The sequence below is a fragment of the Pauljensenia sp. UMB9872 genome (assembly GCF_030212665.1).
GTDB classification, from domain to species: domain Bacteria; phylum Actinomycetota; class Actinomycetes; order Actinomycetales; family Actinomycetaceae; genus Pauljensenia; species Pauljensenia turicensis_B.
On the sequence record NZ_JASOER010000012.1, the window covers coordinates 38,482 to 53,176 of the forward strand.

Here is a 14,695-nt window from a genome sequence, read left to right on the forward strand (position 1 = left end):
GCAGTTCGGTTGCGCGCAACTGACTACATGGGCGAAAGAAGCGCCGACGGGGCGGGGTGCTCCCCGACCCAAGAGTGACAAATTCCGAGTGAAGAGTGACAGCCCTGAGCTGGGGAAATGTTGATCTGGACTTAGCAAGTGACTACATGCGTCAATACCGACTATGCAGACTGACCCGAAACCCTCGATCCCCACGCCGCAATTCGTCCCTGCAGCTCTGTGATAGAGACATCTTTTAGCTGCCGTTTCACATGGGTTTGATCTAATGTGTAGAGCATCAGCAAGACGCATTGCGCACAGCTTCTTTTGTTTTCGTAACTGAATCGCTCAAATCTATCGGAGGGGTTCATTGTGCTCACCCTGTCCTTTAGATGGCTCTCATCATTCAGCATTAGACGGTACATGGCGTTTTTTATATAGGGAAGATGCGGTCCAAGTCGACTGGCGAGGTCTTGATCTCTAAAGAGCTCCTCCACTCCTATTCCGTAGTTGAATGTGCCATAGCCCTCAACGATTCTTCTCAGGATGTTGCCGATGACATACGACTCGTCCAAATCCTCCGTCGTCGAGTTTGCGAAACGATAGGCCCTATTCAGGAGGGCTGCATACTCCGTTCCCTTAGTGACGGCTTCGGTGGCGGTGCCAACAAGTTTACGGGTGTTGTATGCGAAGCTCTTTGACATCGTAAGCAAACGTATGTCATCAAACACCTTCTGCAGGTCATGCGTAACACTGGAGTCATGCGTGAATACCGTAATTTTGCTCTCGTCATTTGACTGAAGTATGCATTCTGCTCGTTCACGAATGAGCGAGCAGACACCAACCCTGTTCTCCATGTCGAAGCTCGATATCGGGTCGTCGAGAACAACATACTGAGGATCATCGTCAGCGTGTCCTTGTTCCTTACCTTCCCCGCTTTCCGTAAAGAAGTAGCAAAGAGCCAGGACATTTCTCTCGCCAGTCGAAATATTGTCCGGGGCAACTGACTGTCCATGGGACAGCACTTTGTATTGTTCGCCATCCAGTACGAGCTTGAACCTGTCGGAATCGAAGTACACATTCGCGAGATACGAGTTGATGACGTCAACTGCAATGTCGATTTGCTTTAATGCCGCTTCTTGTTGCTGCTTTTCCGATAGAAGCCGCCTGTGCTCTGCCAGCTTTTCTCTCTTAGCATCCCTAGACTTTGCGAGGTCGCCTTCCGCCGCATGCCAGGACTCGATGTCCTGGCATGCGTCAGTTCGACTTATCTCATCGTTAAGCCTCAAGAGGTCCTTCTCTAAGGTATTTCTATCTTTGATGGCACCGTTGATAGATTCGATTTCGGAGTTTACGCTCTCGACCGCAACCTCGAGCTTTTTCAGCGCCGCATCCAAGCCCAATACACCTGCGGTTTGAGCCGTATAGATGTTTGCCTTGCGGAGCTCAATGCGCAAATTGTATTCGTTTACAAGACGATTTGCCTCACGAAGAGCATCTTTCAAGTCGGCTTTCGCTGATTCGGTGACCTGGTCTGGAATATCGACAGTCTCGACTAGGCGAGGGAGAGACGCTTTCGAGAGTTCGGCCCTGAATTCCTCAACGGCTTTATTAAGAACCTTGTGGATGCTTGCAACGATTGATTCTTTGTGCTCCCGAGAAACCTCCTGCTGGCACATCGGGCATATGTGTGTGCCTTCCGACGAAAAGACGCTTACGGCGGTATCGACAATAGTCTGGTTGTCGTTCTTCACTAGCTCGAGAATTCTCTGCTCTCGTTCAGAAAGTTCCGGATTGTCAATCTGTCTGCTGAGTAGCTCCGTTAGATAGCCCTCATCGTATGGTGCGATGTCGATGGAAGGAACGGGGCTAATCTCGTCTTGCCCAGCTGCCCTGGCTTTCTCAAAGATGCTGAGCTTGACTGCAAACCTCTGCCCTAGCGTCTCCCTAGTTTCTTCTGTGTTGGCGTTTTGCACGTCTGACCAGGAGTTTTTGTTAAGATTTGATTTCTTTCCGGTAATTTTCTGGCAGCGTTCTGCCCAGCCGGCGCTTTTGACGCTCTCTTTTGCCTTCTTCTCTAATTTGTCGACCGAATTTGAGCCATTTTCAAGTTCCGCGATTTTGCTGTCTAACTCTTCTATTTCTGCAGTTACATCTCGGATGCCTTTCTCGGTCTCCTCAATAGCTTCGGCTGCCGATACTTGCTTGCCCAGCATCACAATTGAGTCAAGGCCGTCGCCTTTAATTCGGGTCTTTGACTCGACGTAATCCTCGTCGAATACCCTTATGCCAGCACATTCATTGTCAGTGAGTGACAACGCTCTCTTGTTCTCGTCATAGAGATAACCGTTGGATTCCCCTCGGCTAATCACTGCAATCTCTCGGGCAATCGTAGATTTACCCGAACCGTTATGGCCGAAGATTACGGAAGCGCGAACCGGCTTAGGATTGTTTCCTTCACTCTGCAAGCTTCCAAAGAGGTCTATGTCATGCCCAGAATCAAAAGCTCCGCTGCATACATGAACGCCGAGTATCGAGGAAATATTGCTTGCCATTCAAGCTCCCTTCTTTTCCAGCTAGAACATGTGCGCATTGCACACAACATGGGTTTTGCGACTCCTGCTTGCTATTATAAAAAACCATTACTTATACCGAGTCGCGAAAGCGATGAGCGATGGGTAACCGAGTCGTTTTTTCGACCAGTCATGACTTAGCGAGCTTTAGCGTGACCTAACGCCCCGCGTGGCTTTGCTCACGCGCCTCCCATCAGGTATCTCTCTGCTTGTCCCGTCGAAAGGATGAGACTCCTTGGGCCTCGTTGCGGCCCGAGGGCGCCAGATGCCAGACGGAAGAACGGTAGGCCATCCCATGAAAGACGACATCCTCCGGATGCCGCGCGACGCGTTCCCGGTTCATCGGGGAATATCGGATAGCGATGCCGAAAGCCGCGAGAATGCCGTGGCGGGGATACGGGAATCTGCCGCCTCCTCGACATCCGAAACACACAACCTGCCCGACGGTCTCATGGACGTGCCGCAGGTCGCGGACTACTCGCGCGTATCGAAGACGTCGGTCTACAAGCTCATCGAACGGCAGAAGATCCCCGCCATAAGGATCGGAAGACTACTGAAAAGCGATACTGCTATTGGCCAATCAATCACGCCTGTTCTTACCGGTGTAATCATCAATGTCATTCACGGTAAGACGAAGCAAATCGCCCTCTGCGATTCCTCGCTTCAGTCCCATGTCTTTTCTGAGTTGCATAAGGACCTTTTCCATTCCGAACAACAAGTCATTAGGGTCGCTAAGCCCCCTTGAAGAGGCAACCCGCCAGTTCCCCCAAGCCTTAATCGCTTTGGAAGAGCCCCAAAGGGTCAGCTCTTTCGTAAACTGGTTGAATAGATTAATCAACTCTTCTTGAGTGAATTCCTTGCCCGTTTTGGTCTGGGACTGAAAGTCGTAGAACATTGAAATGAGCTGCATGTATGGCTTTTCACGATGCATTCGCAAGTACTCGTTGCGCTTCATGACGTTGCTCGCAACATTACCAGAAACGTACGTAATCACGGATACCGTTGCGGTTATTAGCGCGACTACAATCGCAGAGTCCAGAGTCGAAAGAGATGCAAAGAAGGCTGCGACTCCAGGGCCGGCAAGATTAATCAGAACTGCAGTTCCACATGCAACGATAAGCACAATCAAAAGCAGGGCCAGTAGCCCTTTAATTATCGGCCATAACTGAGAATTCCTGTTTTTCTCTTCATTAAGAGAGCCCATCTGGCCGCTCCCACTCATATTGCCGCTCCTAGTATCTTCCCCGCGGTCTGGCAGCACTGCACGAGCTCAATGCCGGCTGCATAGGGATTCTTCTTCGCATACTTGCTCCACAGCGCGAGCATCGTTTTGTCAGTTGCGACCTCGTCGAGGATTTCCTGCCACTGCGTCATCATCTCCGTGCTCCCGCGCTTGGCGCATGTACGTTTGAGTGCTTCCCGCAACGTGGGGATGTCGCAGCTGCCACCCCTGGTTCGCCAGAGCAGATGTATGTCGTAGAAGTCGCGCGGGCGGGTGTTGGCTACGCCTCGCGAGACGGCGGTCTCGAGCTTCTCGGCGAGCACCGTCTCGAGTGGGTAGGACATCAGGCTGACGCTTCCCCCGTCGAACAGGAGCGGGTAGTCGTAGACGATGGGGCCGGGCGTGATGCTGTCGCCCGTGGTAACGTCGATTTTGAGAGGCACTGCCATGGGCGGATACATCGCCTTGAGGAGCACGCATATGCCCGGGTAGTCGTCGGCCTCCCTGATATCCTCGGTGCGGTCGAACTCGAAGGTCCAATCATCGTCGATGCTGACAGCCGCCACCTCGCGGAAAACCTTCTCGGCGGATTCATGCGTCAGCGTGAAGCCGGTGACCGTCGTGTCGAGGTCCATCGTGGTCCTGGACGCCACGCCCACGAGGGAGGAGATGAGCATGCCACCCTTGATGACGACGTTGTCGCGCCATTTTGATTTCGAGAGGCGCTCGAGGAGCCTCTCGAAGAGGTAGCTCTGCATCAGGGACTGCGCGGGGATGCCCGCTTCCTTCGCTCTGGCGTTGATGCGCGCCTTGAGCTGCATCGCGTTCTTGGTCCTCACAGCAGCACCTCCAGGTAGTTGCGGATTTTGGTCTCCACTCCGAGGTTGCGAGCATAGGCAACTAGCTTTATGGGATCCCGGCCCTTTTTCTTAACGTAAGATTGCATCGCCGGAACCACCAGCTGGGAGTCAGGCGTGCCCTGGCCGCGAACGATGTCGCAGAGCGTCCTCTCGACGTCATACGCCCTGACTATGTTGCCGTATTCCGTCTGGATATCGCAGAGACCGAGACCTAGGACGTCGTCGGCGCAGGTGCGGCATGCGATGCCGGCTGCCTTGGCCGCAGTCGCGTTGTAGCTCCTGGGGAAGGTCATCGTCAGGGCGAAGGGCGCACGGTCGGTCATGCCGTGGAGGAAGAGCGCCGTGTCGTCCGAGAAAATGCCGCGCGAGAAGCGGTGCTGAGCTATGTAGAGGGGATCCTCCCACACGTCGGGAAGCGCATAGAGACCGCGGTCCACCTGGACGAGCTCACCGGCGCGCACGGCTTCTGTGAGCTTGCGTCTGGGAATTCCGGCGTCCGTCACCTGAGCGCTGGTGACGTAGCCGTTGCAGTTCGTGGCTATGTCCAACAGAGCGTCCGTCTCTTCTCCTCTCACATGCGTACTAACGCGCTTAATATTATCTAATATTCAGCACAAATGTACAACTGGTAAGTGAGAAGCAGTAAGTCACGCTCACATCGCTGTATGAAGAGCATTTCCGCAGGTTAACGCTCATGAAATAAGTTCAGGAATCCGAAGATTCCGGGCTTACTCTCATTTGTCACTCCCCAAAAGTCCCGATGGCTTTGTCCAATACATGGCACTAGTTGCAAGGCAGCGCGACTAGACGTGCAGGATGAGACTAGATGGAATGGGCTATTTCCCTATTCCCACTCAATCGTTGCCGGCGGCTTCGACGTCACGTCCAGCACCACGCGGTTCACTTCAGCAACCGAGTTGGTGATGCGCGTCGAGATCCTCGCCAGTACGTCGTACGGCAGACGGGTCCAGTCTGCGGTCATCGCGTCTTCCGAAGAAACGGGACGCAGGACGATCGGGTGACCATAGGTGCGACCATCACCCTGAACACCCACGGAACGAACATCTGCAAGCAGAACGACCGGACACTGCCAGATTTCAGAATCGAGGCCGGCAGCAGTCAGCTCTTCGCGAGCAATCAGGTCAGCTGCACGCAGGATATTGAGGCGTTCCTTCGTGACCTCACCGATGATGCGAATACCGAGGCCCGGGCCCGGGAAGGGCTGGCGCTCAACCAGGTAGTCGGGCAGACCGAGCTCGCGACCAACGGCGCGGACCTCGTCCTTGAACAGCGCGCGCAGAGGCTCAACGAGCTCGAACTTCATGTCGTCGGGCAGGCCACCAACGTTGTGGTGGCTCTTGATGTTTGCCGCGCCCTCGCCGCCACCAGATTCGACAACGTCAGGATATAGGGTGCCCTGGACAAGGAATTTGACCTCGCCACCTTCCGCACCGATCTGTTCAATGACCTGCTTCTGAGCAGCCTCGAATGAACGAATGAACTCACGGCCGATGATCTTGCGCTTGGTTTCCGGATCGGAAACGCCCGCGAGCGCGCTGAGGAATCGTTCGGATTCATCGCAAGTAACAACGCGGATGCCCATGCCTCGCGCATAGTCGCCTTCGACCTGTTCGCGTTCGCCTGCCCGGAGCAGACCGTGGTCGATGAAGAAGCAGGTGAGCTGGTCACCGACTGCCTTGTGGACCAATGCTGCTGCCACGGAGGAGTCAACACCGCCGGAGAGCGCGCAGATCACCTGAGCGTCGCCAACCTGCTTGCGGATCGCCTCGACCTGTTCGTCAATGATGGAGCCTGCGGTCCATGAGGGTTCCAGTCCAGCGCCTTTGTAGAGGAAGTTCTTCAGAGCGTCCTGGCCGAACTGCGAGTGGCCGACCTCGGGGTGCCATTGCAGACCGAACAGCTTGCGGGAGCGATCTTCGAACGCTGCAACCGGGGTTTCGGAGGTGGATGCGGTGACCTCGAAGCCTTCGGGGGCTGCCTGGACTGCGTCGCCGTGGCTCATCCACACGACCTGGTCGGCGGGAGTGCCAGCGAAGAGGCAGGACGAGGTGCCGACGCAGGCATCCGTATGCCCGTATTCGCGGGTGCCGGTGCGGCCGACGGTTCCTCCGAGTACAGCGGCCATTGTCTGGAAGCCGTAGCAGATGCCGAGCAACGGAACACCGGCATCAAAGATTGCGGGGTCAATCGACGGAGCGCCCTCTTCGTACACGGAGGACGGGCCACCCGACAGGATAATCGCTGCCGGGTTCTTCGCCAGCATGTCGGCGACCGACATGGTGTGAGGAACGATCTCAGAGTAAATGGAGGCTTCACGAACGCGACGGGCGATCAGCTGCGCGTATTGTGCGCCAAAATCAACGACGAGGACGGGGCGTGGAGTTGAATTCATGGCTCAATCGTACCTGTCGCCCGTCAGCGAAACGACCCGCGCGAGCGTTCAACGCGTCTCAACCTGCTCCCCACCAGCGCGCTTGTTCACCAATCACATCCCACTCACTACCCCGCTTGTTCACCAATCACACCCCACTCACCACCGCGCTTGTTCACCAATCGCCACTCAAAAGTACGAGGCTGCGCGTCCCCGTCTCGCCCCCAATCCGGTGAACAAGCGCGATCTAAAACCCACAGGCGCTTGAACAAGCGCGTGCAATGAAGCCCGTTCAAGCACCTCGTTTCTTGAACAAGCGCGGTCGGTTGAGCGCAAGAACACCTAGGGGTACGACACAATAGACTCATGCCTGCCAACGACCGCCAAATGCCAGCCTTCGGCGCTTTCATGCTCGAACGCGGCAAACACGGCAGTCATAAACGCTTCCCAGACGGGCGCAAGCTTTCCGACGCAGAGCGTCACGCACTCCCACTCATCGCGGAATTAAACGCTCCCCTGCAGGCGGCTCGAGACCAGATCGCCAGCGTCTCTCACTCCCCCGACGTCCCATGGTTAATCGATCAGTTCCTCAGCCCCGTCGCACTCGCCTCGAAGAAGCGCGTAAAGCTTCCAAACTGGGACCTCCTCTTGAAAGCAGTTGCGCATATCGAAGGAGCATTTGATGCCGAAGATCCCACGATCGCTCCGGCTCACACCCCAGATGTTCCGCGTAAGAAACTGGTGGCCGGCCTCGTGAATTGGGCTGAGGCAACCCGAACGAGAGCCAGCGACCCACGCTGGAGCGACATCGATGGCCAGCCTGTCACCCACGCGCAATTTGTTGCTTGGCGGGCCTCAACGGCACAGCAGGAGCTTGCAGTCATCCCTCACCTCGAACTACCCGTGCCATTCGCTCATGCCTTGAGGATCGTGCAAGCATGGGACACCGTGCTTGCTGAACGCGGTTATGTTGGCGAGCAGTTTTCTCTGCGTGAAGAGGTTGTTCGACTACACAACTGGCCGGGCGATCAGTGGGTTAACGGCGACGACTATGCTTCGACGCAAAAGCGTTTTCACCGTCGCTTGAAGAAGGCGCGCAAACTCGCCGATGATCCAGTGCGCGACGCGGTAATGCAACGCGCTCTTTACCTGCGCGAGGGGCTCCTCCTCGATGGAGTTGACCCGTTAAAATGGTTCCTTGCAGTGTGTAAGTTCCGCTGGTCTGTGCCGGATATGCTCGACGTCCGCCCGGAGATTTTTACGTGGAAGCTCGCCGAACAGCTCGCTCATCTTGCCGGAGCTCCGGGACACGATGATCAGTCGGCAAGTATCGACCTGTCGACGTTGACCGTGAATGACCCGCGCGAATTAGGGCAAGGTAACCTGCGTGCAGTCAGTGGCCCGCGGATCATGATCGACTTGGATGAAGATGTCGTGACAGCGCTTCCGCCGGGTTGCCGAGTACGGCGTTTCATCGTTTCGGGACAGTCTGCTCTCGGCCCGGATTGGACCGTGTATTGGGTTGATTCAGAACGCGGTGATGCGCGCGTTATCTTGGATCTCGTCGAGTCCGAGAAGCTGCACCCAAACGTCATCTTCGTCTCCGACGGCCAGCCTGACGACCTGGCGAATCTACTACGCCCGTTCTTGGAAGTCGCTTTCGAGATTCCCACGAACCCTCTGACTGCGCACAGTCATATCCCGGGCGTCATGCCACTTTTCCCCGAGCATCCGGATGCGGGGCTGTAGCTTCGAGCCTGATTTCAGGTTGTCAAAGGCTCAGAATGAGTCACGAAAATCTCTAGGTTCCGCGCGTTCCGTGTGCTCTAGGTGTTTCGCGTACTCTAGGTATTCCTTGCAAACTCGCCACTTTACCGCGCTTGTTCACCGTCGCCCCAAAAATAGGAGGCCTCACCGCCACCGCGCTTGTTCACCACCCACACCCCACGTCCCCACCGCGCTTGTTCACCGTTTGCGCAAAAGAATCACCAGGAACGGTGGGTGATTCTCCATAGGAGGCATCCAAAATCGCCATCGTCTTACGCGCAGAGACTCGCGCACTGACGAACGTTTCAACCGCGCGTAACACGCGACGCATGGGAGCGCCAAGGTAAGTCATGTAGCCGTAGAACGCGACCAAACCTCCGACGGTCAGCGAACTGGAAGCAACCAGTCGCGTGCCAAAAACAATGATGATTCCAGTTAAGGACAGAGGTGCAGCCTCGGAAACAACGGCGAGCACCACAACGCCGACCAGCATGGCTCCTCAGAGGTTGGCGCCCATGCCACGCAGATAGCCGCGCATACCACCGCGCAGATCCACTTTTTCGCCACTCGAATTCTTCGTTGGCCACGGCCAACGCTCGGCATCGGCGTCAGACCATCGGCATTTTTCGCGCCTTGCCACCTTTCCTTCGCACACGGCAGTGTACGCAGATGAGATTCCCCTGCCGGAATGTTCCAGCAGGGGATAATCAGTGGACGATGTCGCCGTTTCCGACAACCTCGCCGAGATGTAGGTCAGTGTGCGAAGTGGCGTGTGCCCGTCATGTACATCGTGATACCAGCAGCCTTCGCAGCTTCGATGGATTCTTCGTCGCGGACGGATCCGCCAGGCTGGACGACAGCCTTCACGCCGGCATCAATCAGGACCTGCAGGCCATCAGCGAAGGGGAAGAACGCATCGGATGCGGCAACCGCGCCGATGGAACGCTGCTCAGTTTCGGCGCCAAGAATATCTTCTGCGCGTGCACCGCCAGCGGACTGAATGTCTGTGCCCGCATCCTTGGCCGCGTCACCGGTAGAGCGACCTCCCAGCGTGTTTGCGCGTTCGACTGCAAGCTTGCAGGAATCAACGCGGTTGACCTGTCCCATGCCGACGCCGACCGAAGCCTCGTCCTTAACCAACAGGATCGCATTGGAGCGGACGGCGCGAACCGTGCGCCATGCGAACTCAAGGTCAGCCAGGGTTGCAGCATCCGCGGCTTCACCTGCGGCGAGCGTCCAGTTTGCCGGATCGTCCCCGGTAGCATCGACGTCATCGCAGTCCTGAACCAGCAGGCCACCGGAAATCTGCTTGAACTCTCGGGCGCCGACTGCCAGCGGCGCAACTTCCAAGACACGCAGGTTCTTCTTCGCAGACAGGACCTCGAGCGCGCCCTCGTCATATCCGGGGGCCAGTACGACCTCGGTGAAGATCGGAACGATCTGCTTAGCCAGTTCAACGGTGACCGGACGGTTCACGGCGATCACGCCACCGAATGCGGAGACAGGGTCGCACGCGTGTGCCTTGCGATGCGCCTCGGCAACGTCGTCGGCAACGGCGATACCGCAGGGGTTCGCGTGCTTGATGATGGCTACGCAGGGGCGCTCGTGATCGTAGGCAGCGCGCAGGGCAGCGTCACCGTCGGTGTAGTTGTTGTAGCTCATTGCCTTGCCATGCAGCTGGCGAGCATTGGCGATGCCGGGAAGAAGCTCGTTTTCGTCGAGGTCTTCTTCGTCGGCAATCTCGCGGTACACGGCAGCGTTCTGATGCGGATTCTCGCCGTAACGCAGGGAGTCAACGCGTTCGAAAGCCTCGGCGACGACCGCCGGCATTTCGCCTTCTTCGTCGTCAGCTTCGACGATTTCTTCGGCTTCCTCGTCGATGGCAAAACCGAGGGACTCAAGGAACACAGCATCGGAAGCGTCGAGGTGGGTTTCGCAGGCCTCGTCCAATTCGTCGCGGACATCGTCCAGATCGAGCTGATCGGCGAACCAGCCGGAGATGGCCAGATCGTAGGTTGCGGTATGCGCGAAGGCGCGTGCTGCCAGTTCGCGACGCTGTTCCAGCGTGAAACCTTCAGCCTGGGCGGCTTCAATAACCGCAGCGTAGGAATCGGGCGAGGTCACGACTGCAACCGACGGATGGTTCTTCGCCGCTGCACGCACCATGGACGGGCCACCGATATCAATCTGCTCGACGCATTCGTCGAAGCTGCCACCGCCGGCAACCGTCTGAGTGAACGGGTAGAGGTTGCAAATAACCAGGTCAAATGCCTTCACACCGAGTTCGTCGATCTGCTCGCGGTGGTCAGCCTTGCGCTGATCAGCAAGAATGCCCGCGTGGATCATCGGGTGCAGAGTCTTCACACGACCTTCGAGGACCTCGGGGAAACCGGTGACATCGTCAACGGGGGTAACCGGGACACCAGCTTCTGCGATCTTCGCAGCGGTCGAACCAGTGGAAACAATTTCAACGCCAGCGCCAGCAAGTGCGGTGGCAAGCTCAATCAGACCGGTCTTGTCATAGACGGAAATAAGAGCGCGGGTAATGGGGCGGACGTCAATAGCTTCGAGATTGTCCAGGCGAACGGACATGGGTTCCTCCAGTAATGGTTGATCATGCCCGGCGCCCAGGCGGGCGACGCCTCACGGGTACTTCGGGTTGCTCCCCGGTGGTGATCCACCCTCGCCAGTTGCAACCTACGGCGATCGTATCCCGTAGTGCGTGTGCGTTCCAAGCAGGTCCAGTGAGGGATTCGCCCCACATTCGCCTTCCGCGTGCCAGTTATCGACGAGGCCGGCCGCGCTTGTTCAAGGTTCCGTCAAAGCTCAGCGTCCCAGTCTTCGCGCGTTTCAAAGTCAGAAACCTAGCAAACAAAGTGCGCGAGGCCTCATTCCTTCGCCAGTCGATCGCTGAACACTCCCTGTCTGCACCCACCAGAACCACCGCGGCGCCGAACGCGGGACTTCGCGTGCTTGAACAAGCGCGCGTATGTTGGAGCCTTCGCCGGATACCAGAACAGCTAACCGTGCTTGTTCGAGCGGAGCGCGCACTCAAGCGGAGCGTGCACAGATCAATGAGTCGAGTCGGTGTTCATTCGTCCTCTTCCAACCGCGCTTGTTCACCAGAGTGGAAGTCATTCAAGTCCAGACGTTCTGTTTCCGCTTCCTCTTTCAACCGCGCTTGTTCACCGGTCGAGAGCGAAGAGAGGTCAAGACGCTCAGTTGCAAGCGCATCTTCAGAGCGCGCTTGTTCAGCTTCCTGCTGAGCCGGAGACTTCACCGTCGGCTCAACAACTTGGGGAGTCGGTGTCCATGGAACAAGTTCAGGTTCCGACCGGGATTCTTCGGAAGTGTCATCGGCGCGCTTGTTCAGCAAAACCTCGGGTTCTTCCTCGGTCGATTCAGTATCAATTTCATCGGGTTCCGGAGTCTCTTCTGCTTCAACAAGCGCGGTCGAAGGGGGAACGTCTAAAGCCGAAACATCGGAGGGAGATTCTTCAACAAGCGCGGTCGGAGGCGGAGCCGTTTGCCCAGCGTCAAGAAGCGAAAGCTCCCATTGATCGCGCATCCACTTCAACGAGCGCGGGTGAACGATCACCCAACCAAATACGAACGCCAAACCAACTTCGCTGAGCAAAGCCGCAGTAGTCGGACCGACATGCGGTCCTAGGAATGTCATGCGCGCCGCCCCCAGCTGAAGGGTTGACATGGCCATCCAAATCCAGAAGCCAACACCGATCACGACAAATGCGACTGCGGAAAGAACAAACTGTTCACGAAGCGATGCTTGCTGACGCTTCCTTCCGCGCCAGATACCGATGCCAAGACCGATCGCAATCGGAACGAGGATCGTCCAATAGCTTGGAGTGATGTTGGGCATCGCGCCCAAGACAGGGATACCTGGGATCGGCAAAGTTGGGGCTGACGTGGGCGAATGAAGCGCATCGACTCCGACCCAGAATCCGGGTCCAGCAAACCAAGCCAACGTCCACGCCAAGATTGTTGGGGCGAAAAACAACTGACCACATCCAACAAGCGCGTCCTCGATTGGAGATGTCGTGAGCAGGAGCCGGTGGATCCCCGCGATTTGCGAGGTATGAGTAAGAAGAGCAATCAGAGTAAGAACCACCGCCGATCCGACGATGACTGCGATTGCGATTGCGGCCTCGCGAATTCCTAAACGAATGAGGCGCGGGACTCCCCACCGGCGAAGTGGATGGTCACCACAAGAAAAAAACGCCCACGCCGACGCGAGAAGCGATACGAATAGGGCACCCGGCATTGCTTCCCACCAGCGCACATACGAGGCACCCGAACCGATCAGGAAAGCGGTCATCAAAGTGAAAGCAGGGACGGCGAACCAGTTCGACGATGGCGAGAAATCTTCGCCTCCGCGCAAGAAGAGTCGGAGCAAAGCAACGAGGCCGATCGACACAAGAGTGGGGATGGCGTAATAAGTGACGGTTTCTGTATGAACTGACGCGCCGAAGAGGACTCCGAAGACATCCGAACCGGACGCGAACACCGTGTCCCAGCCGATTTTTGACACCCAGGGGTTCGACGCGACCGTCAGGAAGGAGCCCATGACGACAAGAACGCAGGTAGCCCAACCGACGAATGCTGCTTGAACGCCCGAAAGCATGGCGCGCGCCCAACCGTCAGGCATGCTCACGCGAATAGTTTTCCGCGTCGGAGCGTACGTCGTTGTGGTGACGCGTGGTGAAGTCTCAGGCGTAACGTTCATAGCGTTATCCATCATGACGCACCAGTGGCCGGTAGGGCTTTCGCACCACCGGCCACCGTCAGATTGAGACCTACCTCAGTGTGGAAGGGAGATCAGAGCGTTTTCAGAGTTTGCGTTCTGTTCACTCCGTTTTCAGAGATTGCGTTCTGCTCACTCCGCTTTCAGAGATTGCGTTCTGCTCACTTCCGGCCTCTTCAGTTTTCCCTGCCAAAAGCGACATAGAGCGCAACTACTGTGAGAGGATTTCTCGAGCAAGCTGAGCGGTCTGCGACGGAGTCCGACCGACGCGAACACCAACTGCTTCTAGAGCCTCGGCTTTTGCCGCAGCAGTACCGGAAGAACCGGAAACGATCGCGCCAGCGTGCCCCATGGTCTTGCCTTCGGGGGCTGTAAAACCAGCAACGTAGGCGACGACGGGTTTCGTCATGTTTTCCTTGATCCAGGTAGCTGCTCGTTCTTCTGCATCGCCACCGATTTCGCCGATCATTACAACCAGATCAGTGTCGGGGTCGGCTTCGAACGCTGCCAGGGCATCGATGTGGGTGGTTCCGACCACCGGGTCGCCACCAATGCCCAGGCAGGTGGTGAAACCAAAGTCGCGGAGTTCGTACATGAGCTGGTACGTGAGCGTGCCGGACTTAGAAACTAGGCCGATACGACCCGGACCGGTGATGTCTGCTGGCGTGATACCAACGTTTGATTGGTTTGGGCTAATGATGCCTGGGCAGTTCGGGCCGATCAGACGGACACCCTTTTCCAGTGCATGCGACACGAAAACGGTTGAGTCTGCGACTGGAATACCCTCGGTGATTACAACAATCGTTTCGATACCAGCATCGATCGCTTCAAGTGCGGCCCCCTTCGCGAAGGCCGGCGGAACGAAGATGACGGAAGTGTTCGCGTTCGTTGCTTCTTTTGCTTCAGCAACGGTGGCGTACACGGGTACGGACACTGTTCCGTTTTCGACCCGGTCAGCGGCTGGGCCGTAGCCAACCACGTCGAAGTTGACACTGGTGCCAGCTTTGCGGGGGTTAGTGCCAGCAACAATGGTTGTGCCGGCGCTCAGCATCCGTTGCGTGTGCTTACGACCTTCAGCCCCCGTCATACCCTGGACGATGACACGGGAGTCAGAGTTAAGGAAAATCGACATTCTTTTCG

The 14,695-nt window shown here is 56.8% G+C and carries 11 protein-coding genes, 1 pseudogene and 1 riboswitch; of the genes and pseudogenes, 2 read left to right on the forward strand and 10 right to left on the reverse strand.

What is annotated here, in order from left to right; translation table 11 throughout:
• Positions 1–161: 161 nt before the first annotated feature.
• Entirely contained in the window at positions 162–2,534 is a 2,373-nt protein-coding gene (locus tag QP109_RS06035) for an AAA family ATPase (protein ID WP_285023977.1), read from the reverse strand.
• A 469-nt stretch (positions 2,535–3,003) separates the two neighbouring features.
• Between QP109_RS06035 and QP109_RS09340 the strand changes: the two are divergent.
• A pseudogene (locus tag QP109_RS09340) lies at positions 3,004–3,090 on the forward strand (helix-turn-helix domain-containing protein); the annotation flags it as partial.
• Positions 3,091–3,132: 42 nt separating this feature from the next.
• On the opposite strand, the gene QP109_RS06040 reads toward QP109_RS09340, so the two are convergent.
• From QP109_RS06040 to guaA, 4 genes are all read right to left on the reverse strand, one after another.
• A complete protein-coding gene (locus tag QP109_RS06040; RefSeq protein ID WP_285023978.1) occupies positions 3,133–3,774 on the reverse strand; it encodes a hypothetical protein in 642 nt (213 codons plus the stop codon).
• Entirely contained in the window at positions 3,771–4,613 is an 843-nt protein-coding gene (locus QP109_RS06045) for a nucleotidyl transferase AbiEii/AbiGii toxin family protein (RefSeq protein WP_285023979.1), read from the reverse strand. The genes QP109_RS06040 and QP109_RS06045 overlap by 4 nt, the downstream gene beginning before the upstream one ends.
• The gene (locus QP109_RS06050) at positions 4,610–5,209 is read right to left on the reverse strand and encodes a type IV toxin-antitoxin system AbiEi family antitoxin domain-containing protein (protein ID WP_285023980.1); all 600 of its coding nucleotides are present in this window, start codon (positions 5,207–5,209) and stop codon (positions 4,610–4,612) included. The genes QP109_RS06045 and QP109_RS06050 overlap by 4 nt, the downstream gene beginning before the upstream one ends.
• Before the next feature lie 269 nt (positions 5,210–5,478).
• Positions 5,479–7,047, reverse strand: a complete 1,569-nt coding sequence (guaA, locus tag QP109_RS06055; protein WP_285023981.1) for a glutamine-hydrolyzing GMP synthase — start codon at positions 7,045–7,047, stop codon at positions 5,479–5,481.
• Positions 7,048–7,392: 345 nt separating this feature from the next.
• On the opposite strand from guaA, the gene QP109_RS06060 reads away from it, so the two are divergent.
• Complete coding sequence (locus QP109_RS06060) at positions 7,393–8,775, forward strand: hypothetical protein (RefSeq protein ID WP_285023982.1); 1,383 nt, start codon at positions 7,393–7,395, stop codon at positions 8,773–8,775.
• A gap of 181 nt (positions 8,776–8,956) precedes the next feature.
• On the opposite strand, the gene QP109_RS06065 is transcribed toward QP109_RS06060, so the two are convergent.
• The 5 genes from QP109_RS06065 to sucD all read right to left on the reverse strand — a co-directional run bounded on the left by QP109_RS06065 (position 8,957) and on the right by sucD (position 14,687).
• Entirely contained in the window at positions 8,957–9,286 is a 330-nt protein-coding gene (locus tag QP109_RS06065) for a hypothetical protein (RefSeq protein WP_285023983.1), read from the reverse strand.
• A 6-nt stretch (positions 9,287–9,292) separates the two neighbouring features.
• On the reverse strand, positions 9,293–9,433 hold the full coding sequence (locus tag QP109_RS06070; protein WP_285023984.1) for a hypothetical protein: 141 nt from the start codon (positions 9,431–9,433) through the stop codon (positions 9,293–9,295).
• 113 nt (positions 9,434–9,546) lie between these two features.
• Positions 9,547–11,385: a bifunctional phosphoribosylaminoimidazolecarboxamide formyltransferase/IMP cyclohydrolase gene (purH, locus tag QP109_RS06075; RefSeq protein ID WP_285023985.1), complete on the reverse strand. Its 1,839-nt coding sequence runs from the start codon at positions 11,383–11,385 to the stop codon at positions 9,547–9,549.
• A gap of 26 nt (positions 11,386–11,411) precedes the next feature.
• Positions 11,412–11,497: riboswitch (ZMP/ZTP riboswitch) on the reverse strand.
• Between the two features lie 387 nt (positions 11,498–11,884).
• On the reverse strand, positions 11,885–13,459 hold the full coding sequence (locus QP109_RS06080; protein ID WP_285024000.1) for a cell division protein PerM: 1,575 nt from the start codon (positions 13,457–13,459) through the stop codon (positions 11,885–11,887).
• A 307-nt stretch (positions 13,460–13,766) separates the two neighbouring features.
• Entirely contained in the window at positions 13,767–14,687 is a 921-nt protein-coding gene (gene sucD / locus QP109_RS06085) for a succinate--CoA ligase subunit alpha (RefSeq protein WP_285023986.1), read from the reverse strand.
• Between the last annotated feature and the right edge of the window lie 8 nt (positions 14,688–14,695).

What these genes read in the sequence shown, in the direction of transcription:
- QP109_RS06060 (WP_285023982.1), top strand. Translation starts at nt 7,393, where the DNA reads ATGCCTGCCAACGACCGCCAAATGCCAGCCTTCGGCGCTTTCATGCTC.
- QP109_RS06080 (WP_285024000.1), bottom strand. Translation starts at nt 13,459, where the DNA reads ATGCCTGACGGTTGGGCGCGCGCCATGCTTTCGGGCGTTCAAGCAGCA.
- purH (WP_285023985.1), bottom strand. Translation starts at nt 11,385, where the DNA reads ATGTCCGTTCGCCTGGACAATCTCGAAGCTATTGACGTCCGCCCCATT.
- sucD (WP_285023986.1), bottom strand. Translation starts at nt 14,687, where the DNA reads ATGTCGATTTTCCTTAACTCTGACTCCCGTGTCATCGTCCAGGGTATG.
- QP109_RS06035 (WP_285023977.1), bottom strand. Translation starts at nt 2,534, where the DNA reads ATGGCAAGCAATATTTCCTCGATACTCGGCGTTCATGTATGCAGCGGA.
- guaA (WP_285023981.1), bottom strand. Translation starts at nt 7,047, where the DNA reads ATGAATTCAACTCCACGCCCCGTCCTCGTCGTTGATTTTGGCGCACAA.
- QP109_RS06065 (WP_285023983.1), bottom strand. Translation starts at nt 9,286, where the DNA reads ATGCTGGTCGGCGTTGTGGTGCTCGCCGTTGTTTCCGAGGCTGCACCT.
- QP109_RS06040 (WP_285023978.1), bottom strand. Translation starts at nt 3,774, where the DNA reads ATGAGTGGGAGCGGCCAGATGGGCTCTCTTAATGAAGAGAAAAACAGG.